Annotated in this window: 25 protein-coding genes; 18 read left to right on the forward strand and 7 right to left on the reverse strand. The window is 63.9% G+C overall.

Annotated elements, in window-relative coordinates; translation table 11 throughout:
- The first annotated feature begins 12 nt into the window (after positions 1-12).
- The gene (locus WHZ77_RS04970; RefSeq protein WP_375312653.1) at positions 13-1317 is read left to right on the forward strand and encodes a TRAP transporter large permease; all 1305 of its coding nucleotides are present in this window, start codon (positions 13-15) and stop codon (positions 1315-1317) included.
- A gap of 46 nt (positions 1318-1363) precedes the next feature.
- Here the strand turns inward: WHZ77_RS04970 and WHZ77_RS04975 are convergent, their stop codons facing one another.
- The gene (locus tag WHZ77_RS04975; RefSeq protein ID WP_375312654.1) at positions 1364-2008 is read right to left on the reverse strand and encodes a glutathione binding-like protein; all 645 of its coding nucleotides are present in this window, start codon (positions 2006-2008) and stop codon (positions 1364-1366) included.
- A gap of 115 nt (positions 2009-2123) precedes the next feature.
- On the opposite strand from WHZ77_RS04975, the gene WHZ77_RS04980 reads away from it, so the two are divergent.
- Positions 2124-2768, forward strand: a complete 645-nt coding sequence (locus tag WHZ77_RS04980) for a TetR/AcrR family transcriptional regulator (protein WP_375312655.1) — start codon at positions 2124-2126, stop codon at positions 2766-2768.
- Positions 2769-2812: 44 nt separating this feature from the next.
- Here the strand turns inward: WHZ77_RS04980 and WHZ77_RS04985 are convergent, their stop codons facing one another.
- Positions 2813-3778 (reverse strand): 2-hydroxyacid dehydrogenase, encoded by a 966-nt coding sequence (locus WHZ77_RS04985; RefSeq protein WP_375312656.1) that lies wholly within the window; start codon positions 3776-3778, stop codon positions 2813-2815.
- Between the two features lie 144 nt (positions 3779-3922).
- Here WHZ77_RS04985 and WHZ77_RS04990 point away from each other — a divergent pair, with 144 nt between their 5' ends.
- The 4 genes from WHZ77_RS04990 to WHZ77_RS05005 all read left to right on the forward strand — a co-directional run bounded on the left by WHZ77_RS04990 (position 3923) and on the right by WHZ77_RS05005 (position 6686).
- Positions 3923-4291, forward strand: coding sequence for a YciI family protein (locus WHZ77_RS04990; protein WP_375312657.1), 369 nt, complete (start codon positions 3923-3925; stop codon positions 4289-4291).
- On the forward strand, positions 4288-5589 hold the full coding sequence (locus tag WHZ77_RS04995) for an RNA polymerase sigma factor (RefSeq protein WP_375312658.1): 1302 nt from the start codon (positions 4288-4290) through the stop codon (positions 5587-5589). The genes WHZ77_RS04990 and WHZ77_RS04995 overlap by 4 nt, the downstream gene beginning before the upstream one ends.
- A 111-nt stretch (positions 5590-5700) precedes the next feature.
- On the forward strand, positions 5701-6237 hold the full coding sequence (locus WHZ77_RS05000; protein WP_375312659.1) for an SRPBCC family protein: 537 nt from the start codon (positions 5701-5703) through the stop codon (positions 6235-6237).
- A 35-nt stretch (positions 6238-6272) separates the two neighbouring features.
- The gene (locus WHZ77_RS05005) at positions 6273-6686 is read left to right on the forward strand and encodes a VOC family protein (protein WP_375312660.1); all 414 of its coding nucleotides are present in this window, start codon (positions 6273-6275) and stop codon (positions 6684-6686) included.
- 51 nt (positions 6687-6737) lie between these two features.
- Here the strand turns inward: WHZ77_RS05005 and WHZ77_RS05010 are convergent, their stop codons facing one another.
- The 4 genes from WHZ77_RS05010 to WHZ77_RS05025 all read right to left on the reverse strand — a co-directional run bounded on the left by WHZ77_RS05010 (position 6738) and on the right by WHZ77_RS05025 (position 10843).
- A complete protein-coding gene (locus tag WHZ77_RS05010) occupies positions 6738-7100 on the reverse strand; it encodes a hypothetical protein (protein WP_375312661.1) in 363 nt (120 codons plus the stop codon).
- A gap of 630 nt (positions 7101-7730) precedes the next feature.
- On the reverse strand, positions 7731-8168 hold the full coding sequence (locus tag WHZ77_RS05015; RefSeq protein ID WP_375312662.1) for a hypothetical protein: 438 nt from the start codon (positions 8166-8168) through the stop codon (positions 7731-7733).
- Between the two features lie 114 nt (positions 8169-8282).
- A complete protein-coding gene (locus WHZ77_RS05020; protein WP_375312663.1) occupies positions 8283-9071 on the reverse strand; it encodes an SDR family NAD(P)-dependent oxidoreductase in 789 nt (262 codons plus the stop codon).
- A gap of 107 nt (positions 9072-9178) precedes the next feature.
- Positions 9179-10843, reverse strand: coding sequence for a PAS domain-containing protein (locus tag WHZ77_RS05025; protein ID WP_375312664.1), 1665 nt, complete (start codon positions 10841-10843; stop codon positions 9179-9181).
- Positions 10844-11283: 440 nt separating this feature from the next.
- Between WHZ77_RS05025 and WHZ77_RS05030 the strand changes: the two genes are divergently transcribed.
- The 4 genes from WHZ77_RS05030 to WHZ77_RS05045 all read left to right on the forward strand — a co-directional run bounded on the left by WHZ77_RS05030 (position 11284) and on the right by WHZ77_RS05045 (position 13606).
- A complete protein-coding gene (locus tag WHZ77_RS05030; protein ID WP_375312665.1) occupies positions 11284-11688 on the forward strand; it encodes a YciI family protein in 405 nt (134 codons plus the stop codon).
- Positions 11689-11749: 61 nt separating this feature from the next.
- The gene (locus WHZ77_RS05035) at positions 11750-12115 is read left to right on the forward strand and encodes a hypothetical protein (RefSeq protein WP_375312666.1); all 366 of its coding nucleotides are present in this window, start codon (positions 11750-11752) and stop codon (positions 12113-12115) included.
- A 138-nt stretch (positions 12116-12253) separates the two neighbouring features.
- On the forward strand, positions 12254-13000 hold the full coding sequence (locus WHZ77_RS05040) for a TetR/AcrR family transcriptional regulator (protein ID WP_375312667.1): 747 nt from the start codon (positions 12254-12256) through the stop codon (positions 12998-13000).
- Positions 13001-13120: 120 nt separating this feature from the next.
- Positions 13121-13606, forward strand: coding sequence for a DUF2852 domain-containing protein (locus WHZ77_RS05045; RefSeq protein WP_375312668.1), 486 nt, complete (start codon positions 13121-13123; stop codon positions 13604-13606).
- Between the two features lie 219 nt (positions 13607-13825).
- Here WHZ77_RS05045 and WHZ77_RS05050 read toward each other — a convergent pair whose 3' ends face one another.
- On the reverse strand, positions 13826-14989 hold the full coding sequence (locus WHZ77_RS05050) for an acyl-CoA desaturase (RefSeq protein ID WP_375312669.1): 1164 nt from the start codon (positions 14987-14989) through the stop codon (positions 13826-13828).
- Positions 14990-15304: 315 nt separating this feature from the next.
- Between WHZ77_RS05050 and WHZ77_RS05055 the strand changes: the two genes are divergently transcribed.
- The 8 genes from WHZ77_RS05055 (at position 15305) to pal (ending at position 24215) form a co-directional block, all read left to right on the forward strand.
- Positions 15305-16072 (forward strand): serine acetyltransferase, encoded by a 768-nt coding sequence (locus WHZ77_RS05055; RefSeq protein WP_375312670.1) that lies wholly within the window; start codon positions 15305-15307, stop codon positions 16070-16072.
- 303 nt (positions 16073-16375) lie between these two features.
- Positions 16376-17092: a protein TolQ gene (gene tolQ, locus WHZ77_RS05060; RefSeq protein WP_014439795.1), complete on the forward strand. Its 717-nt coding sequence runs from the start codon at positions 16376-16378 to the stop codon at positions 17090-17092.
- A 43-nt stretch (positions 17093-17135) separates the two neighbouring features.
- Positions 17136-17585, forward strand: coding sequence for a protein TolR (gene tolR / locus WHZ77_RS05065; protein WP_375312671.1), 450 nt, complete (start codon positions 17136-17138; stop codon positions 17583-17585).
- Between the two features lie 4 nt (positions 17586-17589).
- Entirely contained in the window at positions 17590-18549 is a 960-nt protein-coding gene (locus tag WHZ77_RS05070; protein WP_375312672.1) for a protein TolA, read from the forward strand.
- Between the two features lie 41 nt (positions 18550-18590).
- Entirely contained in the window at positions 18591-19925 is a 1335-nt protein-coding gene (tolB, locus tag WHZ77_RS05075) for a Tol-Pal system beta propeller repeat protein TolB (protein ID WP_375314661.1), read from the forward strand.
- 252 nt (positions 19926-20177) lie between these two features.
- On the forward strand, positions 20178-22511 hold the full coding sequence (locus WHZ77_RS05080; RefSeq protein WP_375312673.1) for a putative bifunctional diguanylate cyclase/phosphodiesterase: 2334 nt from the start codon (positions 20178-20180) through the stop codon (positions 22509-22511).
- 193 nt (positions 22512-22704) lie between these two features.
- The gene (locus WHZ77_RS05085) at positions 22705-23430 is read left to right on the forward strand and encodes a hypothetical protein (protein WP_143841757.1); all 726 of its coding nucleotides are present in this window, start codon (positions 22705-22707) and stop codon (positions 23428-23430) included.
- 296 nt (positions 23431-23726) lie between these two features.
- On the forward strand, positions 23727-24215 hold the full coding sequence (gene pal, locus WHZ77_RS05090) for a peptidoglycan-associated lipoprotein Pal (RefSeq protein WP_041748053.1): 489 nt from the start codon (positions 23727-23729) through the stop codon (positions 24213-24215).
- Positions 24216-24360 lie beyond the last annotated feature (145 nt).

The raw sequence follows: 24360 nt of genomic DNA on the forward strand, positions 1-24360 counted from the left end.
ATTCAAGATCGCATGACCATCGAAGTTGTCGCCTTGTTCGCGATCCTGTTTGCGCTGCTGGCTTGCGGCGTATGGATCGGCCTCACTCTTGCGCTTACCGCGACGCTGCTGCTCGCGATGTTCCGCTCGATCCCGCTCGACAAGCTGCTGCCGCAATATGCCTGGAACATTTTGACCACGCAGGAGCTGCTGGCGCTGCCGCTGTTCATCCTGATGGGCGAGCTGCTGTTTCGCACCAAGCTGTCGCGTTCGCTGTTCCAGGGACTCGCGCCCTGGGCGGGCCTGCTGCCCGGCCGCCTGCTCCATGTGAACGTGATCGGCTGCACCATCTTCGCGGCAATCTCCGGCTCGTCGGCCGCGACCACTCAGGTCATCGGGCGCATGTCGCTCAACGAGCTCACGCGCCGCGGCTATTCCCGCGATATCGCGATCGGCTCGCTCGCGGGTGCCGGCACCCTCGGATTCCTGATCCCGCCGTCCAATATCATGATCATCTACGGCGTGCTCGGCGACGTTTCGATCCTGAAGCTGTTCACGGCTGGCGTCCTGCCGGGCCTGCTGCTGGCCGGCACCTTCATGGGCTGGGTGATGCTGCACACGACGCTCAAGCCGTCCCTGGTGCCGGAGTCGGAGGCGAAGCTGTCGCAGGTGCCGTGGGGCGAACGCTTTGCCGCGTTGAAGGACCTCGCGCCGGCGCTGTTCCTGATCGCCTGCGTGCTCGGCTCGATGTATGGCGGGCTCGCCACGCCGTCGGAAGCTGCGGCCGTCGGCGTGCTCGGCGCGGCGCTGGTGGCCTGGGCGCAAGGCTCGATGTCGCAGCAGGTCATGCGCGACGTACTGATCGGCTCGGTCGTGACCTGCTCGATGATCGCGCTGATCGTGCTCGGCGCCTCGATCCTCGGCAATGCCGCAGCGTTCCTCGGCATCCCGCAGGCGGTGGCCGCCTTCGTCAAGGGCCTCGGCCTGTCGCCCTTCATGCTGATCGTCGTGCTGATCGTCTTCTACCTGATCCTCGGCTGCTTCCTCGACGGCTTCTCGATGATCGTGATGACGTTGCCGATCGTGCTGCCGATCGTGAAGGGCGCGGGCTTCGACGAGATCTGGTTCGGCATCTTCCTCGTGCTTGCGGTCGAGATGGCGCAGATCACTCCGCCGGTCGGCTTCAACCTGTTCGTGATCCAGGGCCTGACCGACGACGGCCTCGGCTACATCGCCCGCGTCACGATGCCCTATCTGATCATCATGGTCGGCTTCGTGCTGCTGCTGACGCTGTGGCCCGGCATCGTCACGATCCTGCCGCGGGTGCTGTACGGGTAGGGCGCCGCCCCGGCGTAGGCCAGGACGGCGTTGCGATCTTTCAGGCCTACGCCGCCGCCTTCTTCCGGGCCTGCTCGGCCTTGTACAGCTCGAACTCCTCTGCGATGGCCTTCGCCACCGAGGGCCGCTGGCGCAGGCGTTCGTAATAGGCCTTCACGTTCGGCCATTTCGCGAGCTCGATCGGCGGCGTCGCCATGGTCCAGTTGATGACCGTGACGAGATAGGCGTCGGCAACGCTGAAATGGTCGAGCAGGAAGTCGCGGCCTTTCAAATAGTTGTCGAGATAATCGAGCCGCGACAGGTTCTTCTCCAGCACGTAGGCCTTCACCTCCTGCGGCGCCTTGCGGTCAAGCACAGGGACGAACAGGCCCTTGTGCAGCTCGGTGCCGATGAAGCAGAGCCATTGATGCAGCCGTGTACGATCGATGCCCGCCGGGGCGCCAAGGCCGGATTGCGGAAAACGATCCGCGACATATTGCAGGATCGCCGCGTTCTCGGTCAGCACCACACCTTCGTCGGTGCGCAGTGTCGGCACGAGGCCGATCGGGTTCACGGCTCGGAAGTCGGAGCCGTCGTTCAGCACTTTCTTTGTCGGCGGATCGACTTCGATATAATTCGCTTCGGCGCCGGCTTCATACAGCGCGACGCGGGTCGCCATCGAACAGGCGAGCGGCGAGAAATAAAGATCCATCTTGGGCCTCCTTGGGCAATTTCTCGGTGTGACTTTTGGAGTGTCGCTCAACCTGGCCAGATTGATTTTTGTACCATCTTGCATAATATGGTGACGGTCAAGGATTAACTGCGAAATGGTACAAAAATCGAAACCGCCAGCTGCTGCCAATCCGCCGAAGCGCCGCGGCCGTCCGCGGGCCTATGAGCCCGAGGTCGCACTCGGCAAGGCGCTCGACCTCTTCCGCACGCAGGGTTTTGCCGCGACCTCGCTCGACGATCTGAGCGAAGCCACCGGCATGAACCGGCCGAGCCTCTATGGTGCCTTTGGCGACAAGCGCGAGCTCTACATCAAGAGCTATCAGCGCTACCGCGAGGAAGCGCGCGCAGCGATGGTGGAGATCTTTCGCCAGGAGATGCCGGTGCGCCAGCGGCTGGAGCGCATCTTCGCCTCCGCGCTGAACATCTATCTCTCCGGCGAAGCCGGCCCGCGCGGCTGCTTCACGGTGGTGACGGCGGCGTCCGAAGCGGTGAGTGATCCCGAAATCCGCGCGATGGTGCTCGACGGCCTCTCGGAGCTCGACAAGGCCTTCACGAACTGCTTCCGCCGCGCCAGGGAAAAAGGCGAGTTGCCCGCGAGCGCCGATCCCGCCGTGCTGGCGCAGGTCGCGTCTGCAACAGTGCACTCGATCGCCATTCGCTCACGCGCCCGCGTCTCGCGCAAGGATCTCGAGGCGATCGTGAAGGGCGCGATCGATGTGATGGTGGGAGCTACGGCCTAACCTTTGCCAGGACGACACCGAGGATATGATGACCGCGTGCGGCCTCAATACCCCCGCGCGCGATCCACGACGTTCTCCAGCGCACCGCCTGCCTCGAACCTTGCGATCTGCGCGGCTACATAGGCCGAGATCGCATCCGCGTCGGTGTCGGCGGCGTTGTGCGGCGTCAGCACCACCTTCGGATGGGTCCAGAACCGGCTGTCGGCCGGCTGCGGCTCCTGCACGAATACGTCGAGCGAGACCGCGCCCAGCGTGCCGTCGTCGAGGCAGGCCAGGATATCTGCTTCGTTCTGCAGGCCGCCGCGGCCGGCATTGATCAGCACGGGCGCGCCGAGCGGGCTGTTGCGATTGAGTTTTGCGAAGACGTCGCGGTTGAGGATGCCGTGCGTGTCAGGCGTCAGCGGCAGCAGCGAGACCAGGATGTCAGTCTTGCGCAGGAACGCATCCATTCCGGCCGTGCCATGGAAGCATTCGACGCCCTCGATGGTGCGCGGGCTGCGGCTCCAGCCGGTGACACGGAAGCCGAGCCGGCGCAGCACGTCGGCCGCGTCGGCACCGAGCGTGCCGAGCCCCATGACGCCGACCGTGATGGCGCTGGCCGGCCATTGATATTGTGGCGCCCAGCGCCTGGCGCGCTGCGAGTCGCGCAAATAGAGCTCCTGGCGATGGTGCATCAGCACATGCAGCACGACATATTCGGTCATGCGGTTGGTCAGGTCAGGCACCGCGACGCGCACCAGTGGCACATCGGGCAGGCTCTTGTCCGCCATCAGCGCGTCGACGCCCGCGCCGAGGTTGAAGATCGCCCGCAGATTGGGGAAGGCGCCGAGGTCGCCCGGCACCGGCTTCCACACCGCGGCATAGTGCACCTCTGCCGGATCGAGCCCGGCATCCGGCAGCAGCACCACGCGGCGGCCGCCGCAGACCGCGTCGAACCGGGCCTTCCAGCGCTCCGGCAGCCAGTTCTGCTGCGTGCTGTTGATCAGGACGGCCAGTGTGCCCACGGTCATTCGAAGTGCCTCATAAGGTTCCGCTTTCGGTGGCTCTCCTTGGCACGATCTGACGGATTTTTCTCGCAAATTTTTTCCGCAGCCTTGTAGGGCCGGGGCATATTGGATCGTCTTCAAAACAAGCGTTCAGGGAAGGTGCTGCCCATGCTTTATGCGATCCTTTGCTATCATGACGAGGACTTCGTCGGCTCCTGGAGCAAGGACCAGGACGAGGCCGTGATGAAGAAGCTCGCAATGGTGCAGGAGAAGCTCACGAGCCAAGGCCGGCTCGGGCCGGTGGCGCGGCTGCTGCCGACCACGGCGGCAGCGACGCTGCGCAAGGAAGATCCGCCGCTGGTGCTCGACGGCCCGTATGCTGAAACCAAGGAGCAGTTGCTCGGCTTCTACATCGTCGATTGCAAGAACCTCGACGACGCCCTCGACGTTGCGCGCGACCTCGGTGCGGCCAATCCCGGCGGGGCCTACGAGGTGCGTCCGGTCGGCGTGTTCCGGCCCGGAGGGATTTCGGCGTGAGCGAGACCGATACCGCCTGGATCGAGACCGCGCTGACTTCGGCGCGACCCCAGGCGGTGGGCGCGCTGCTCCGCTATTTCCGCGATCTCGATACCGCCGAAGAAGCCTTCCAGAACGCCTGCCTGCGCGCGCTCAAGACCTGGCCACAGAACGGCCCGCCGCGCGATCCCGCCGCGTGGCTGATCATGGTCGGCCGCAACGTCGCGATCGACGAGGTGCGCCGCGCCCGCAAGCAGGCACCGCTGCCGGAGGACGACCAGGCGATCTCCGATCTCGACGATGCCGAGGGCGCCCTCGCCGAGCGGCTCGACGGCTCGCACTACCGCGACGACATTCTGCGGTTGATGTTCATCTGCTGCCATCCGCAGCTGCCGGCGACGCAGCAGATCGCGCTGGCGCTGCGCATCGTCTCGGGCCTGACGGTCAAGCAGATCGCGCGCGCCTTCCTGGTCTCGGACGCCGCGATGGAGCAGCGCATCACCCGCGCCAAGGCGAAAGTCGCGGAGGCCGGGACGCCGTTCGAGACGCCGGGCGCGGTCGAGCGCTCCGAGCGGCTCGCCGGCGTCGCCGCGATGATCTACCTGATCTTCAACGAAGGCTATTCGGCGAGCGGCGACACCGCCGAGATCAGGAAGCCATTATGCGAGGAGGCGATCCGGCTGGCGCGGCTGCTGTTGCGGCTGTTCCAGAGCGAGCCGGAGATCATGGGGCTCACGGCGCTGATCCTGTTGCAGCATGCGCGCAGCGCCGCGCGCTTCGCCGCGGACGGCTCGCTGATCCTGCTGGAGGACCAGAACCGTTCGCTGTGGAACGGCACCATGATCGCGGAAGGGCTGGCGCTGATCGACAAGGCGATGCGACATCGCCGCAGCGGACCCTATCAGATCCAGGCCGCGATCGCCGCCCTGCATGCGCGTGCGTCGACGCCGGAGGAAACCGACTGGGCGCAGATCGACCTGCTTTATGGCGCGCTCGAAGTGGTGCAGCCTTCGCCGGTGGTGACGCTCAACCGCGCGGTCGCGGTCTCCAAGGTGCGCGGGCCGCAAGCAGCCCTCGACCTGATCGAGCCGCTGGCGCCGAAGCTGGCCAACTACTTCCATTTCTACGGCGTGCGTGGCGCCTTCCTGATGCAGCTCGGCCGCAACGACGAAGCCCGCATCGCCTTCGACCGTGCCATAGCGCTCGCCAACACCTCGGCGGAGGCCGCCCACATTCGCATGCATATTGACCGGCTGATCCGGGACAATCAGCCCGAGGGGGCCAACGGGAACGCAAAGCAGGGGGCGAAGGCGAAATAGGGCAGGCTGTGTCCACATCGTCATGCGGTGAAGTACGCCGAAAAATCCCGTTCCTAATTGTCGGCCCCGCCCTCTCCCCTTCGTCCTTAGCCCGTATCCAGGGAGTCCTTCATGCTGAAAGCCATTGCCATCATCGCCCTTGTGCTCGCGGTCGGGATCGCGACCGTCCTCGCCTTTGCCTTCACCAAGCCCGACACCTTCCGTGTCGAACGAAGCCTCAAAGTGAAGGCACCGGCCGATGCCATCTATCCGCAGGTCGCCGATTTCCATCGCTGGACGGGCTGGTCGCCCTATGAGAACCGCGATCCCGGCATGAAGCGCATTTACGGTGGAGCCGCGGCAGGAAAGGGAGCGACCTACGCCTGGGACGGCAACAACAATGTCGGCGCCGGCCATATGGAGATTCTGGAGGCGAGCACGCCGTCGAGGCTGCGCATCAAGCTCGATTTCGAGCGTCCGTTCGAGGGCCACAACACCGCCGAGTTCACCTTTGTGCCGCAGGGCGATGCCACACAGGTCACATGGGCGATGGACGGTCCGGCCCCGTTCATGTCCAAGGTGATGCAGGTGTTCATCAACATGGACAACATGATCGGCAAGGACTTCGAGGCCGGCCTCGCCAGCCTGAAGAAGCTCACCGAGAAGTAACGCCCCCTGTCCAAGGCAACAAGAAGGAGAGAGACGTGCTCAATCCCTATCTGTTTTATCAAGACACCTGCGAGGCGGCATTCAACTATTACGCCAAGGTTCTCGGCGGCAAGATCGAGATGCTGCTGCGTGCCTCGGACGCGCCGCAGGACGTGCCGGCAACTCCCGGCCGTGAGAACACGATCATGCATGCGCGGATGTCGCTGCCTGGCGGCAGCGTGCTGATGGCGTCAGACGCACCGCCCGAGCACGTCGAGAAGGTGCAGGGCTTTTCGATCTCGCTGACGGTCGCCGACGTCTCGGAAGCCGAACGCAAGTTCAACGCGCTCGCCGATGGTGGTACTCTCACCATGCCCTTCAGCAAGACGTTCTGGTCCAAGGGCTTTGGCATGTGCGTCGACAAGTTCGGCATTCCCTGGATGGTGAACTGCCCGGCCGAGGGAATGTGACAGGCGCGCCGGCCTGCGCCGTCACCTCATGGGCAGCCGGTCATGTGCCTTTCAGCGGATCGATCCGGTCACGTCCTCGCCGGACGGCGGCGACTGCACGCAGCGCGGGCAGATCACCAGCTTGGTGCCGAGCTGCCTGTCGTTCTCCGCTTCGATCTCGTCATGGACCGCCCACCATGCTTCGGAGTACGGGCGTAAGGTGCCGAGCACTCTCTGGCGCTCCTGATTGGGATCTCCCTGCGGAGGCGCGGGGTTCGCTGCGCGCCGCTTTGTGACGGCGGTGCGGTTCGGGGCCTGGTTCGGGTTCTGGCCGAGGCCGTCCCATGCGATCGGACGATGCTCCTGCGCCGGAGCCTCCGCGCATCCCATGAGCGCTGCGCAAAAAGTGAGCAAGACGAAGCCGCGTCGCATCATGCCGAACCCTTGGTGCGGTACGCGACTCGCAAACTCCGCGTGGGAAGGTTTGCATCGCGCCGGTTAAATGGAACTTAAGGGAAACGGCGTGTCCGGCATGGCCGAATATGAAGTGCTGCTTTCACATCACTTTGCGAGCGCAGTGAGGCCGCTTCGTGAAATGATACGGACCGCATCGCACAACAACTGGCGCAATATTAGGCTGTGAACTCCGTGTCAGAATCGCTAATCATTCCTTCATAAATTCTACAAACTGGGGCGGGCGTGATTTGGAAGGGGAGCGACCGATGGTGGCGGCGCTGCAGATCAATTTTGCACTGTGGGGTATGCTCATCTGCGCGAGCATGGAATTGGCACAGATGATCCAGAGGCTCTATTAGGCCCGACGAGCGAGTGACCGGCGGAAATCTCGCCGACGCGCCTGGCCTGCTGGCTCGGATGACCTGTTAGCTCATGAGCAATGCGATGAGCGTGAAGCTGACGCTCGCGAGCACAATCACTGAAATAATGTAGTTGCGCGGCCGCGCTGTCTGCGGCCTCCGTCGTCGCGGCGGATCTCCGACCCGCTGGTCTATTCGTCGGATAGTAGCGGATGCAAGCCGATCACGTCCCGGGCGGGCCGGCTGATCCTCACCGGCACCGTGAGTAGATCGCGGTGAGGTCACGTCCCTTCAACAGAAGCAACCGCGACGAGAGTCCGCCGCGGCGGCTGATCCAGTCGCGTACCGGGCCCGGATAGGCTTGAAGCACCGCGTCGGATGCTTCCGGTTCGGCATAGAAGCGGCCGCGCCGGTCGACCGAACGCGCCGCATGAAAGCCGAGCACGGCGCGTTTCGTCACACAGATGCGCTCACCCGGCACGACGCTCAGCACCAGCGTGCAGGCAGACAGGCAGGGGCCGTCGATCACCACGCGCTCGCCGCTCTCGCGCACTTTCTCGAACAGATCGAGGAACGGCCCGACCTGGCCGCCCGGCGACTGGATGATGCGGATCTCGGCGGAAACCGGTGCGGAGGCGAGGAGGGCGGTTGCGAGCATCAGGGGTTTGAGGAAGGTGACGCGTCGCATGGCACTCTCCGAACATTCGATACAAGGGTAGGCAAAGCGTAGCGTGCCCACCATTGGCACCCCAAATCCGGAGAAGGTGGTGGGCACGGCGCAAGAGCGCTTTGCTACCGAGATTCACCCGTTCCGCCGTTGGCCGCGCAGCGTCGGCAGGCCAATGCCGGCCGCATCGAAGCCGCCATCGACGGCCAAAATTTGGCCGGTGATGTAGCTCGCGCTTCCCGAGCACAGGAAATAGATCGCTTCCGCGAGTTCCTCCTCCAGGCCGTAGCGGTTGAGCGGAATGGCGTCGTGATAGTCGGCGCGGATCTCCCTGGTGTGCACCTGCTTTGCCATCGCGGTGTCGACCGGCCCCGGCGCCACCGCGTTGACGCGGATGTTGAGGGAAGCGAGTTCGACCGCGAGCTGTTTCGTCAGGTGCGCAAGGCCTGCCTTGCTGGTGCCGTAGGCCGAGCGCAGCGTCGAAGCCCGTACCGCCGAGATCGAGGTGATGTTGACAATGGCGCCGCCGTGGCCATCCCGCATCAGCGGCACCGCCGCCTTGGTGCAGAGGAAGGGGCCGGTGAGGTTGACCTCGAGCACGCGGCGCCAGTCGGCCTCCGATGTCTCCATCAGCGGCGCGAACACGGCAATGCCGGCGTTGTTGACGAGCGCATCCAACCGGCCGAATTTCTGCTCGACCGTCGTCATCGCTGCATCGACGGCGGCCGCGTCCGAGACGTCGCAGGTCAGCGCCAGCGTCGCCTCGCTTTGGCCGATTTCGGCGACGGCACGGCCGAGCAACTCGCCCTCGATGTCGAGCAGCGCCACGCGCCAGCCTTCGGCGAGAAATTTCTTCGCCGTCGAAAGTCCGATGCCGCGCGCGGCTCCGGTGACGAGAGCGATTTTTTGCGGAGAGGCGGGCATGGGCTGATCTGTCCTTCTGTCGGAAGCGGAAGCCGCACGGGCGGCCAGCGCCTTTTACTGCGCTTTCGTTCCGGCAAGAAGGACGGAGATGGATAAAGGTGGTTTGCCTAGGACAGCTCCGCCGATGCGCGCTGCATGTTGGCCGACATATCGGCCGTCACCGCGCTCTGCTCCTCGACTGCCGCGGCGGTGGTGGCGATGAACTCGTTGACGCCCGCGATCGCGACCTTGATCGCGGTCAGCGAGCTGGCGACGTCGCCGGAGATGGTGTTCAGCGCGTCGATTTCGAACGTGATCGTGTCGGTCGCCTGCTTGGCCTGGCTCGCGAGGTTCTTCACCTCGGAGGCGACCACCGCAAAGCCGCGGCCGGCTTCGCCGGCGCGCGCCGATTCGATGGTGGCGTTGAGCGCGAGCAGGTTGATCTGGCTGGTGATGCCGGAGATCATCTCGACGATGCCGCTCATGGCCTGCGCGGCCGCGTTCAGCTTCTGCGCCTGGCCGTCGGCGGCGTCCACCCGGCTGGTCGCGACTTTGGAGTTCTCGCGCGACTTCGCCATGGTCTCGGAGATTTCGCGGATCGAAGCGCTCATCTCTTCGCTGCCGGCTGCGACCGCCTCGATCAGTCCGCGGGCATTGTCGGCCTTCTTGCGGCCGATCGCCTGCGCGGTGATGTCGGTGGCGTATTTCACCACCTTGTAGGGCTTGCCGTTGAGGTCGAGGATCGGGTTGTAGGACGCCTGGATCCAGATCTCGCGGCCGCCCCTGGCGATCCGCTTGTATTCGGCGGCCTGGTATTCGCCGCGATTGAGCGTCTCCCAGAACTGGCGGTAGGCCGCAGAGTTCTTCTCGTTCGGCTCGACGAACATGCTGTGGTGCTGGCCCTTGATCTCGGCCAGCGAATAGCCCATCGCGTTCAGGAAGTTCTGGTTGGCGGTGCGGATCGTGCCGTCCATGTTGAACTCGATCACGGCCTGCGACTTCTGGATCGCGGCAAGCTGGCCGTCATTGTCGGCCGCCTTCATCTTCCGCGCGGTGACGTCGGTTGCGAACTTCACTACCTTGAAGGGCCTGCCCATCTCGTCGAGGATCGGGTTGTAGGTTGCGAGAATCCAGATCTCCTTGCCGCCCTTGCCGATCCGCTTGTATTCGGCGGCCTCGAACCGGCCACGGTTCAGCCGCGCCCAGAAATCGGCATAGGCTGCGCTGGCACGATCCTCCGGCGTCACGAACATGCTGTGATGCTTGCCCTGGATCTCGTCCAGCGCGTAGCCCATCGCATTGAGGAAGTTCTCGTTGGCGGTGACGATGGTGCCGTCCATGTTGAACTCGATCACGGCCTGGGCGCGACTGATCGCGGCGATCTTGCCCGCGTCTTCCAGGGTCCGCATCTTGTAGGCCGTGATGTCGGTGGCGAACTTGATGAAGCTGACCACCTTCCCGGTCTCGTCGAGCAGCGGCGCGTAGGAGGCGTGGACCCAGACCTCCTTGCCGTTCTTGCCGAAGCGGCGGTATTGCGTGGTCTGGAACTCGCCGCGGTTCAGGCTGGCCCAGAAGTCGCGATAGCGGGCGCTCTCGCGCTCGGCCGGGCTGACGAAGATGCTGTGATGCTTGCCCTTGATCTCGGCGAGCGAATAGCCGCTCATCTTGAGAAGGTTTTCGTTGGCGTCGAGGATGGTGCCGTCGAGATCGAATTCGATGACGGCTTGGGACCGATCGAGCGCCTCGACCTCTGCGACCGCGTGCCTGACTTTCTTGTTCTGGAAATTGAACACGTGATGCTCCGTGAGATTCGAAGACGGTTCGAACGTACCGTCTCGCCTAGCGAAAAAGTTGCATAGGCTCGTTGAGCAACTGTAAACCCTTGCAAAAACCTGCGCGGATTCCGCGGCGTCCCCCGCGGCATACATCTCTTTCAGGTTGCAAGCATTCTCGATTCATATGCACGGCGGAATTCATATAACGGCGGCGGCGCGGCCGTAATTTTACGGGCGCAATCTAAGAAATATTTCCGCGTTCATTGGGCGATGTCGCGGCGTCGATTGGCGGCACAACACAAGGCGGCCGGTTCGTCGGATGGTCGCGTGCAACGGCCTCAAAAATAACTTTCGCGCCAATGTCGGTTCCGAAACGGGTCGCTCGTCTTACAGCGGCACCGTTGCCATTCCGGTCCTCCGCCTCGCTCCCCGGAATGACGAAGCAAGAGGAACTTTCCATGCGTTTCATGATGCTGATGATCCCGCTCGGCTACGAGACCGCGCCGCCGGACGTCCAGCTCGATCCCGACCGCTTCGCCGCGATGATGCGCTACAATGAAGCGCTGAAGGACGCCGGCGTCCTGATCACACTCGACGGCCTGCATCCGCCCTCGATGGGCGCGCGCGTCTCGTTTGCGACCGGCGGGCCGGTTGTGACCGATGGCCCCTTCACCGAGGCCAAGGAAGTCCTGGGCGGCTATTGGATGATCGAGGTGACCTCGCGCGCGGAGGCGATCGCCTGGGCCAGGCAATGCCCGGCCTCTGCCAACGAGCTGATCGAGATCCGGCAGGTGCAGGAGATGGCCGACTTTTCGCCGGAGGTGCAGGCCGCCGCTGCCGGTTTCGCCGACCTGAAGAACTAGCCAAAGCGGCCGCGATAGACATGCGCGGCTGTCGTCAATCATCAATCAAAGGAGAAAACCGATGAGCACCGAACACAAATTCCTCGCCGTTTATCTCGGCAGCATGACCGGCCCGAAAATGGCCGCCTGGCAGGCGCTCCCCGAGGCCGAACGCAAGGCGAAGGAGCAGGAGGGCCTGGCCGCCTGGCACGGCTGGGTCGAAAAGCACAAGGCCGCCATCGTCGAGCTGGGCGGCCCGCTCGGCAAGACCCGGAAAATCGACGCCGGCGGCGTGACCGAAATCAGCAATGCGCTGACCGGGTTTACGGTGGTGCGCGCAGCCTCGCAGGAAGCCGCGGCGGAGCTGTTCAAGAACCATCCGCACTTTGCGATCTTCCCGGGCGAGTCCGTTGAAGTCATGCCGGTCCTGCCGATCCCGGGTCGGTAGGCTTCTACGGTCATTCCGGGGCGGTCCGCACGACCGATCCCGGAATCTCGATATTCCGGGTTCGACGCTGCGCGTCGCCCCGGAATGACGAGTGAGGGCTAGTGACCTTCACCCCCGGCTCATGTAAAGGTCGTTCACATGAGCTGGCGCAAGGAGCAGGGCCGCGCCGAGCGCGGCTATCACCACGGCAATCTGAAGGAAGCCCTGTTGCAGGCCGCCCTCGGGCTGATCGCCGAGAAGGGCGCGGCCGGCTTCACGTTCGCCGATGCCGCGCGCATGGCTGGCGTCAGCGCGGCGGCGCCCTACCGGCATTTCCGCGACCGTGAGGAGTTGCTGTCCTCGATCGCGCAGCGCGGTTTCGAGCAGTTCGAGGCGCGGTTGACCGCGGCCTGGGACGACGGCCGGCCCGACACGGTCACCGCGTTCGAGCGCGTCGGCCGGGCCTATCTCGCCTTCGCCCGCGAGGAGCCGGCCTTCTACAATGCGATGTTCGAGTCGGGCCTGCCGGTCGACGCCAATCCGGCGCTTCAGGCCGCCAGCGAGCGCGCTTTCAACATCATACGCGCCGCCGCCGAGCGCCTCGCGGCGCTGGCGCCGCCCGGCATGCCGCGGCCGCCGGCCATGATGATGGCGCTGCACATCTGGTCGATGGCGCATGGCGTGGCCTCGCTGTTCTCGCGCGGCGACGCCGCGCGGCGAAAACTGCCGATGTCGCCGGACGAACTGCTCGAGGCCGAGGTGCTGATCTATCTGCGCGGCCTCGGCTTCCCGACCGACCGCCGCCCACCGCCGACGCCGAAGAGCGCCGAGCCGCCGCCGGTGCCACCGGAGGCATCCTCCGGTTCTGGCGTGCCGCCCGGCGGCCCCTGGGGCAAGCCGAAATAAAATTGCGAAAATAATTCGGCCGCACTGTCAGGCGGCCAGCTTGACAAAATGACGGGATGGTCTAGCTATGTAAATGTTATTTACATTCACAACGGCGCTGGTGCCGTGATGGAGATGGAGATGGCCTACACCGCTGATGTCAATCGATGGCGCGGTCCTTCGGAACAACACTACGAGCGTCCCCGCATGCTCGAGACGCCCTGGCATCCCGGCTGGATCGCCGTGACCATCCTCGGCTTCATCTTGTGGTGGCCGATCGGACTTGCCCTTCTCTTTTTCACACTCGGGAGCAGAAGAATGTCGTGCTGGAGCAATCAGGACCGCTGGCAGAACAAGATGGAGCGGATGCAGTACAAGATGGACCGCATGCGCGGAAGCATGGAGCGCCGTGGTTTCGGTTTCGGCTTCGGGCCGCCCTCGAGCGGCAACCGCGCCTTCGACGAATACCGCACTGAAACGCTGCAGCGGCTCGAGGAGGAGCAGGTCGAGTTCAAGAACTTCCTCGACCGTCTGCGTCACGCCAAGGACAAGGAAGAGTTCGACCAGTTCATGGCCCAGCACAAGACGCGTCCGACCCCGCCGCCGACCGACCAGCCGCAGGGTTGATCTGGAACGGCTAGATCCGGACGCCGACGTCTCTCAAAGCCTTCAGGCGCATGCCCCCAAAGTCCTGATGGCCCCGAGCCGCCCGCCTGCGCAACCCGCAGGCGGGCGGTTTGGTTTTTGGACCTACGCGTCCTGCACGTCGCGACGTTCAGATCGCCCCGGGCAGTTCGTCTTCGTCAGTTCGTCTTCGTCAGTTCGTCTTGGCCAAGGTCGTCCGGGTCAGCTCGCCGTGGCGAGCTGCGCGCGAACCGATGCCAGGAAGTATTCGTAGGCGTGGTCCACGATCTCGTTGAGTGACCGCGTCCGCGCGAACATCGCCCTGGCCTCGGCGAGAAACTCCTCGCGGGTCGGGATCTTCGGAAGATGCAGATGTGTCAGCGCATCGACGCCTTCATGGGCCCGGTTGAGGATGTCCTGCAGCGTCGGCAACTGCATCTGGGCGAGGTCGGCCCGGCGCCGCGCCGACGAAATCGCGTGCGCGAGCGTCTGAGCATCGAACCGTGCGGCAAGATCACGCGCCGCCCGATTGATAACCCGCGCGCCGAGCGGCTGCTCGTTGCGCAGCACCTGTTCGGGCGGCGCCTTCATGTTCCAGACGATGCCGAACCAGGACAGGACCTTCAGGATGTAATAGGTCACGTCGATTTCCCACCAGCGGAAGCCTTGCCGTACGCTGCTCTGGTAGGCGTGGTGATTGTTGTGCCAGCCCTCACCCATGGTGAACAACGCCAGCAGCCAGTTGTTGCGGGAATCGTCGCCCGTTACGTAACGCTTGCGTCCGTGCACATGGGCGAGCGAGTTGATGCAGAAGGTCGCGTGATAGACCAGCACCGTGCTCCACAGGAAGCCGACGACCAGGCCCGACCACCCCGCGACCAGGAAGCAGAGCGCCGCAAGTACAAAGGCGGGCAGCAGCTCCAGCCGATGCAGCCACATCAGCTCCGGATAGACAGCGAGATCGCCGACTTTCACGAGGTCGGTCGCGTCGTGCTCCCGGTAAAAAATCCAGCCGAGATGGCTGTACAAGAAGCCGCGCTGACGCGGCGAATGCACGTCCAATTCGGTATCGGAATGCAGATGATGGTGCCGATGCTTGGCCGCCCACCACAACACGCTCTTCTGCGCGGTGCTCTGCGCGAGGCAGGCCAGGATGAACTGAAATACCCGTCCGGTCGCAAAAGCCTTGTGCGAGAAATAGCGGTGGTAACCTGCTCCGATTGCGAACATGCGCACGACATACAGCGAACCGCAGATCGCGAGGGCCTGCCAGGTGACGCCTGACCAGATCGCTGCAAAGCAGCCGAGATGGACCAGCACGAACGGTATTGCGGAGGGGTACATGACGTCGTCGTGCTGGTTGTCGGCGGGCGCGTTGGGCGACATGTCTTGGCGTGACCTTGGGTGAGGGGGATCCGGGATTCGTCGCAGCAGCGCCGAAGGCCGCCGGGTACGAAAAACCCGCGGATGGCGGACCACCGCGGGGGCTCGAACGGGATGCTTGCCTGAACATCCCCGGTCGAGGCAGAGTCGGCCTGAACTTCATCGGATTATATGGTTGCGGAAGCCTGGCATGCAAGCTCGTAGCCTCACGGGGAGCTGCGGCAAGTTGCTCGGGGGGACCCACGCGCGCCGCCGGCGCGGCGTGGCGCAAGGGCGGCACGCCGCCTATATTCGAGACGCGAGAAGAAAGAGGCGGCGATGATGGCGGCTGCGACCTCGGCGAACGATAGTCTCTGGCAGCAGATCCGCGATGAGGCGCAACGTGCGATGGACGCCGACCCTGTCTTTGGCAAATCCCTTGCCGATGCAGTCCTCGTCCATGACGATTTTGCTGCCGTCCTGGCCGATCTGATCGGGCGCAGACTTGGCGGTTCAGCGGCGGAGCGAGCGCGCTTTACGGCGTTTGCCCGCGACGCCTTTCGCGACTCACCGGACGTGATCGAGACAGCCGGCCGCGACTTGCAGGCAATCGCGATCCACGATCCCGCCATCGCCGAGCTGTTGCCGCCGCTGCTGCATTTCAAGGGGTATGTCGCGTTGCAAGCCTGGCGCGTCTCGAACTGGCTCTGGCATCGCGGCCATGTCGATGCCGCGCTGTTGTTTCAGAACGAGTCGTCCAACCTGCTGCAGGTCAGCATCCATCCAGCCGCCGCCATCGGCTCGTCGGTCTATCTCGACCACGCCACGGGTATCGTGATCGGCGCGAATGTGGTCATCGGCGATGGGACCACCATCCTCCAGAATGTCAGCATCGGTCGCAACAGCGAACTGCCGGCGCGCTCGCCCCGCATCGGCAGCAGTGTCTATATCGGCGCCGGCGCGACCGTTCTCGGCGATATCAGCATCGGCGATTTCGCCAAGGTCGGTGCCGGCACTGTTGTGACCTCAGACGTGCCGGCCGGCTGCACGGCGGTCGGCAATCCCGCGCGGTTGACCAATTGCCCGGAGCCCGTTCCGGCGGCCTGACCCCAACCGCCTGCGCTGCCTACCTTTCCCGCAGCCAAATTCGCCCGCGGTAACCCCGCATTAACCATCGCCGGGCTCTGGTAATTGCGGACAATCGCGCCCAAAGCTGCGGTCAAGGCCCATAGTTTTGACATCTTGGCAGGGAATGCAGACGGCCGGCTTTGGACGAGCCCCTGCACTCCAGAAAAACAAGGCTTTGAGCGGGCTTTCCGGCCACGCCGGTACTAGCGCGGCTGTTGGGGAACCGGCGGCCCTTCGCTGCTACGGAACATCGGTAACGATCGCCTTGAGAGGATACTGCTTATGAACCCGGCCGAAATGGCTCAGTCCGCCCTTCCGGTTGCCGCCTCCGCGGACGTGTCGCTGATCGCGCTGTTCTGGCAGGCTCACTGGATCGTGAAAGGGGTCATGCTGGGCCTTCTCGGCTGCTCGGTCTGGGTCTGGGCAATCGCCATCGACAAGATCTTCCTGTTTGCCCGCACCCGCCGCTCGATGGACCGTTTCGAGCAGGCCTTCTGGTCCGGCGAGTCGATCGAGGAGCTCTATCGCACCCTCTCGGCCAAGCCGACGCATTCGATGGCGGCCTGCTTCGTCGCGGCGATGCGCGAGTGGAAGCGCTCGTTCGAGAACCAGGCGCGCTCGGTCGCCGGCCTTCAGATGCGCATCGACAAGGTGATGAACGTCTCGATCGCCCGTGAAGTGGAGCGGCTGGAACGCCGCCTGCTGGTGCTGGCAACCGTCGGCTCCGCCGGCCCCTTCGTCGGCCTGTTCGGCACGGTCTGGGGCATCATGTCGAGCTTCCAGTCGATCGCGGCGTCGAAAAATACCTCTTTGGCGGTGGTGGCTCCCGGCATCGCGGAGGCGCTGTTTGCGACCGCTGTCGGCCTTATCGCCGCCATTCCTGCCACTATCTTCTACAATAAGTTCACATCCGAGGTGAACCGGCAGGCCCAGCGGCTCGAAGGGTTCGCCGACGAATTTTCAGCCATCCTGTCGCGTCAGATCGACGAGCGGGGCTGACGGACGGCATGTATAGTGTGAAGGGCAATTTGGGCACGCGATCATGGCGATGAACGTTGCGAGTTCGTCCGGAGGCGGTGGGCGCCGTGGCCGGCGCAAGCCCGTCGTGGCCGAGATCAACGTCACGCCGATGGTCGACGTGATGCTGGTGCTGCTCATCATCTTCATGGTGTCGGCGCCTATGTTGACGGTCGGTGTGCCGCTCGACCTGCCGCAGACCCAGGCCAAGAGCCTGGAGAACAACGACCAGAAGCCGATCCAGATGTCCGTCGACATCAAGGGCAAGGTGTTCATCAACGACACCGAGATCGCGATCAACGAATTGATCCCCAAGCTCAAGGCGATCACGGATGCGCGCGGCGGGCTCGAGGAACGAATCTATCTGCGCGCCGACAAGAAGGCGGATTACGGAACGGTCGCCAAGGTCATGGGCCTGTTGTCCGGCGCGGGCTTCAAGAAGCTGGCGCTCGTCACCGAGGCGGATCAGGGGTAAGCCGGTGAAGGTGAACGTCGACAAGACACTCGTTGCGTCGATTGCCCTCCACGTCCTCGTGCTTGGATGGGGCCTCATCACCTTTAGCAGCAAGGCCTACGTGCCGGCGGAAGAGTCGCTCCCTGTCGACATCATCTCCACCGATCAACTCGCCAAGATGATGTCGGGGCAGAAGACCGGCAAGAAGGAAGAGCCGAAGCCCAAGGTCGAGAAGATCGCCGAGGCCAAGCCCGAAGAGGACGCGGTCGGCAAGGTCACCGAGAAGAAAGAGCTGATCAAGACCAACTCGACGCCCGAGCCGCCGCCGAAACCCGTCGAGAAGCCGGTCGAGAAGAAGCCCGAGCCGCCGAAGCCCGTTGCGGAAGCGAAGGCAAAGGAAGAGCCGAAGCCGCCGGAAAAGAAACCTGATCCGGCCAAGGAAGATCCGATCGCCGAGTTGCAGAAGAAGCTCGACACCAAGAAGCCGCCGCCCAAGCCCGTGGAGCAGAAGGTCGCGGCGGTGCAGCCGCAGCAGCAGCCCAAGCCCAAGGAGCGCAGCTTCGATCCCGCGCAGATCCAGCGCGACCTCGACAAGCGCGCTGCGACCCGGCACGAGCTATCCGGCTCGGCGTTGAATGCGTCGGCTGCGCTGGGAACAACGTCCGGGACGGCCGCCAATAACGTCGCGACGTGGCGGGGCGCGTTCACGAGTGCGGTCCGGCGCTGTTTCACGCCCACTTACAACGGGCAGGATGCCGATCAGTACGAGGCTGACATCGACATTCCGATGCAGATCGATGGCTCGCTTGCATCCGAGCCGATCATCGTCGCGGTGCGAGGCCCGTCCCGGTCGATTGCCCAAGCCGTGGCCGAGAGCGCCAAGCGCGCCATCGTGCAATGTCAGGTCTATTCGTTCATGCCCAGGCAGCAATACGAAGGCTGGAAGAAGATTGAAATGACCTTCGGCCTGAAAGACATGTTGTGACATCCGGACAAAAGAATTTTGCGATGAATGACGCCCGATCGATGAACCGCCGCCGCTTCATGACCCTGACGGGTTCGACGCTTGCAATGCTCGGGGGCGGACCTGCCTTCGCCCAGCGCATCCGCATCGATCCCACGGAGTTTCGGCCGATCCCGATCGCGATCTCCAACTTCGTGCCGGGTTCGCCCGCCGACGGCGACGTCAGCAACGGCGTCACCCAGGTCATCACCAACAATCTGAAGCGGTCGGGCCTGTTCGCGCCGATCGACCAGGCCGCCTTCATCGAGCGCATCAGCAACATCGACGTCGCGCCGCAATTCCAGAACTGGAAGACTCTCAACGCCCAGGCGCTGGTCACCGGCCGCATGACGCGGCAGCAGGACGGCCGGCTCAAGGCCGAATTTCGCCTCTGGGACGTCATCACCGGCCAGCAGCTCACCGGACAGCAATACTTCACCTCGCCGGAATATTGGCGCCGCATCGCCCACATCATCTCCGACCAGATCTATGAGCAGATGACCGGCGAGAAGGGCTATTTCGACAGCCGCGTCGTGTTCGTCGACGAGACCGGGCCGAAGGAGCGCCGCGTCAAGCGGCTCGCGATGATGGACCAGGACGGCGCCAATGTGCGTTACCTGACCCGCGGCTCGGACCTCGTGCTGACGCCGCGCTTCTCCCCGAACTCGCAAGAGATCACCTACATGGAGTTCGGGCAGGGCGATCCGAAGGTCTATCTCTTCAACATCGAGACCGGCCAGCGCGAGATCGTCGGCAACTTCCCCGGCATGACCTTCGCGCCGCGCTTCTCGCCCGACGGCCAGCGCGTCATCATGAGCCTGCAGCAGGGCGGCAATTCCAACCTGTTCGTGATGGATCTGCGCTCGCGATCGACCACGCGCCTCACCGACACGCCGGCGATCGACACCTCTCCGTCCTACTCGCCGGACGGCACCCGGATCTGCTTCGAATCCGACCGCGGCGGCAGGTCGCAGATCTACGTGATGTCGGCAGGAGGAGGGGCTGCGCAGCGCATCTCATTCTCCAAGGACGACACCAACGCCACCTATTCGACGCCGGTGTGGTCGCCGCGTGGCGATTACATCGCCTTCACCAGGCAGGGGGGCGGGCAGTTCTCGATCGGGGTCATGAAGCCGGACGGCAGCGGCGAGCGGCTTCTCACCTCCGGCTATCACAATGAAGGCCCGACCTTCTCGCCGAACGGCCGCGTGCTGATGTTCTTCCGCGATCCCGGCGGTGCCGGCGGTCCGTCGCTGTTCTCCGTCGACATCTCCGGTCGTAACGAGCTCAAGGTACCGACGCCGGGCTTCGCCTCCGACCCGGCCTGGTCGCCGCTGTTGTCCTCCACGCCGGGATAGAGACATCCGGCTGAAACGTCGCGCGCTTGGACGCGCGATGTTTTCGAAAAACATGCAGAATTTTTCGGGTTTGGTGCGGGAGGCAAGCTTTCCTTCACCTTGTGCCCGGCAACGCTTGCCTAGTTGCTTGATATTTCAGCAGAAACAGGTTCGCTATTGCCGAAAAACAACTCGACTTTAACGATGTTCCCTCAGAAAGGCTTCATCTGGTCTGGGTAAAAGTACGCGGCAAACAGGACGCGTAACAAGCCAATGCAACTGGCCGACCAGAAGCAGAGCGATCGAGACGAGCTGGAGCCGATACTCTACGCCGCTCTCGTCAACTCTATGGTGCAGAATTTCTGGGCGATCTTCCTGGGCTCGGCCTCAGCGGCCGTGGCCGCGGTCATGACTGCGTTGAAGACCGGCGACGTCCGGCTGTGGCCGATTGCGTTCGCACTCATCGCCGTCGGCACCGGACGCGCGTTCCAGATGCGGCGCTATGAGAACCGCGCGCATGGGTTGTCGTTCGAAGAGGCGAGGCACCTGGAGCCGCGCTACTGGATCGGCGCACTGATCTACGCCGCCGTGCTCGGCCTGTGGGCCTTTGTCGTCATCTATCTCAACGAGGATGCGGTTGCCGACATGCTCTGTGTCGCGATCGGCATCGGTTACACCGCCGGCGGCGCCGCCCGCAATTACGGCCGGCCGCGGCTGATCCAGTGGCACGTTGCGCTCGCCTGCGGGCCGATGTCGCTCGCCCTGCTGCTGCATGGCGGATTCTATCACGTCGGCCTTGCCGTCCTGCTCATGTTCTTCTTCATCGGCATGAAGAACATCAACCTCAGCCTGCATGCGATCTTCGTCAAGGCACTGACGTCGAGCTTCCGGGAATCCGCGCTGGCGAGCCAGTTCGATACCGCGCTGAACAACATGCCGCACGGCCTGTGCATGTTTCGCGCCGACGGACGCCTTGCGGTGATGAACCACCGCTTCGGCGAGTTGATGGCTTTGCCGGAGGACCTCGTCAAGCGAGGTGCCACCGCCGCCGATATCGTGTCGGCCTGCGTCGCCGCGGGCTCCATCTCGGCGGACAGCGGAAAACAGATCATGGCCGAGATCGAGCACGGGCGGATCCGCGAGATCGTCACCGCCGATCCGGATTCCTCTCGCGGCCGCACGCTGGCCTGGACGTTCCAGCCGATGGCCCGTGGCGGCACCGTGCTGCTGCTGGAAGACATCACCGAACGTACCAACGCCGAAGCCCGGATCAGCCATCTCGCCCGCTATGACGAGTTGACCGCGCTGCCCAACCGCGTCTCCTTCCGCGACGAGATCGGGCGGCTGCTGGCGAACGCACACCATGCCGAGCGCCTTTCCGCACTGCTGTTCGTCGACCTCGACCAGTTCAAGCAGGTCAACGACACGCTCGGTCATCCCTGCGGCGACCAGCTTCTGTGTGCGGTCGCCAACCGCCTGCGCGAGATGCTGCGGCCCGAGGATTTCGTCGCCCGCTTCGGTGGCGACGAGTTCGTCGTGTTCCAGCAGAACATCAGCGCGGCCGAGGACGCCGCGAGCCTCGCCCGCCGCATCGTCGAACGGCTCAGCGAGCGCTACCGCATAGACAATCATCTGGTCGAGATCGGCGCCAGCGTCGGCATCGCGCTGACCTCGCCGGACGGCGCCGTCAGCGCCGACACCCTGCTCAAGAACGCCGATATGGCGCTCTACCGCGCCAAGGCCGACGGCCGTGGCACCTTCTGCTTCTTCCGGGACGAGATGGCGGCGACCGTCGAGGCCCGCCGCATCCTCGAGCTCGACCTGCGCAAGGCGCTCGCCAACGAGGAGTTCGAGCTGTTCTACCAGCCGCTCGTCAACCTCAAGACCGGCAAGATCACCACCTGCGAGGCACTGCTGCGCTGGAATCATCCGGTGCGCGGCACGGTCTCGCCGGTCGACATCATTCCGGTCGCCGAGGACATGGGCCTGATCGTCGATCTCGGCCGCTGGATCCTGCGCCGCGCCTGCATGGAATGCATGAACTGGCCGGACGGCGTCAGCGTCGCCGTCAACTTCTCACCGCAGCAATTCCACCAGCGCGACGTGCTCAGCGAAATCCGCTACGCCCTCGAGGTCTCCGGCCTTCCGGCCCATCGCCTCGAGATCGAGATCACCGAATCCTCGCTGCTGCGCAACACCCAGCTCACCCATGACATCCTGTCGCAACTGCATGCGTTGGGCGTGCGTATCTCGCTGGACGATTTCGGCACCGGCTATTCGAGCCTCAGCTATCTCCATAATTTCCCGATGCAGAAGGTCAAGATCGACCGCTCTTTCCTCGAGGGCATCGACACCGACCGGCCACTGACGCTGCTGCGCGGCGTCGCGCGCCTGTCCGCCGACCTCGGCATGTCCGTCGTGGTCGAGGGCATCGAGACCAACGAGCAGCTCGAGCTGATCAGCGCCGACGGCACCGTCTCGGAGGCGCAGGGCTATTTGTTCAGCCGTCCGGTGCCCGCGGTGCGGATGCGCCAGCTCCTCAACGCCTCGCATGGACGGCGCGGGGACGGCCTGCTCCAGGTCGTCGTCTCGCGCTCCTTCGCCTGACGCGACATCCGAAAAATTCCCGTCATCTCAGACTGTTGCTGGCGCTACGTAGTGCTACGGAGGTTAACCCTAACCGTTCGATTGCTTTGCATATTTGTTAAGAAGGTGTTAATAAATGATCACGCCCGCGCAAGTTGTCTTGTGCGAATTGGCTTGAGATCGGCGCGTCGTGAGTGATGGGTAAGGAGTTGGAATGCAGTCCTCAGCCAGATCTGTCATTTCGGCTGTTGGACGTGGAGCGGAGCTCCTGACCGACGTCGATTACCATCTCGCGGAAACGGCCGCGGAGAAGGAAGAGATCTACAACCTCCGCTACCGCGCCTATCTGCGTGAGGGCGCCGTCAAGGAATCCCCGGAAGCCCGGGTCACCGACCGCTACGACGAACTGCCGAACGCCTGGACCTTCGGCGTCTACCTCCGTGGCCAGCTCTGCAGCTCGGTGCGTATCAGCGTGCTGACCTCGGAGTGGCGCGAATCCACTTCGGCCGATGTCTTCCCGGAGATCCTGATGCCGCGGCTGGATCGCGGCGAGGTCATGATCGATCCGACACGGTTCGTTGCCGATCCGGACCAGGTGAAGCGGGTTCCGGAATTGCCCTATCTGACCACCCGGCTCGCCTACATGGCGTGCGAGCATTTCAATGCCGATCTCGGCCTTGCCATCGTACGTTCCGAGCACCAGGCGTTTTACCGCCGGGTGTTCCTGCATGAGACCATTGCCGAGCCCCGGCTCGTTCCGGGGCTCACCAAGTCGTTTGGCTTGATGGCGGCGGACTTCCCGACCTTCCGCAAGAAGGTGTTCGAGCGCTATCCGATCATGCGATCCACTGCCTTCGAGCGGCGGATGCTGTTCGGGCGGGGTGGTCAGCGCCAGGTCCCGCAGCGGCCTGTGCTCGTGGCGGACGCCGCTCACGTCTAAAGTCCGCGCCGGCGTGGTCACGGGCCGCGCCCGATGCCTCTCGGTCGCAGCTCACGTCTCCGCGCATCACACCTTGGGCTAAAATTCCGGCAAAACCGGCATGGTTGCCGGCGAACGCGGCTTGCCTTCACCCTCGCGCCACATTTACAACCCATTAACCATAGCGGGTGCTTTTCGCTGGTTGGGGGCATTTGACCGGCTTGAGCAAGGTTCCGTCAAGGTTGACGGAACGTTCGCTTAACCAACCCCCTGTAGACCCGATGGCAGTGGACGAACGTGAGCGTGGAGGCTCCGGAATGAAATACCCTATGCGCATCCTCCAGGGATTGAAGCTGGCTGCGGTGGTCGCAATCGCGCTGTCGATGGGCGCCTGCGCCAACAAGAATGCTGCGACGGATGCGATGGCCAACGCGGCGACGCCGGGTAGCCAGCAGGACTTCGTCGTCAACGTCGGCGACCGTGTGTTCTTCGAGAGCGACCAAACCGATCTGACCCCGCAGGCGATCGTGACCCTGGAGAAGCAGGCGCAGTGGCTGCAGAGCTACCCGCGCTACTCCTTCACCATCGAAGGTCATGCCGACGAGCGAGGCACCCGCGAATACAACATCGCGCTCGGCGCCCGCCGTGCCCAGTCCGTGCGTTCGTTCCTCGCCTCGCGCGGCATCGACGCCAACCGCATGCGCACGATCTCCTACGGCAAGGAACGGCCGGTCGCCGTCTGTAACGACATCTCCTGCTGGTCGCAGAACCGTCGTGCCGTGACCGTGTTGAACGCGAGCTCCTGACGCTTCAAGTCAGGCACCGTTCATCTTCAGAATCCGATCATGCCGGCGCCCTCTCGGGCGCCGGTTTCGTTTCAGCGATCTGTGACCGAAACCCCGTGGTGCCAGTCACATTTTTGGCGTAGTGCCTTTCAATGTGTGGCGCGTC

It is taken from the genome of Bradyrhizobium sp. A5 (genome assembly GCF_042076515.1).
In the GTDB taxonomy this organism is placed as follows: domain Bacteria; phylum Pseudomonadota; class Alphaproteobacteria; order Rhizobiales; family Xanthobacteraceae; genus Bradyrhizobium; species Bradyrhizobium cosmicum.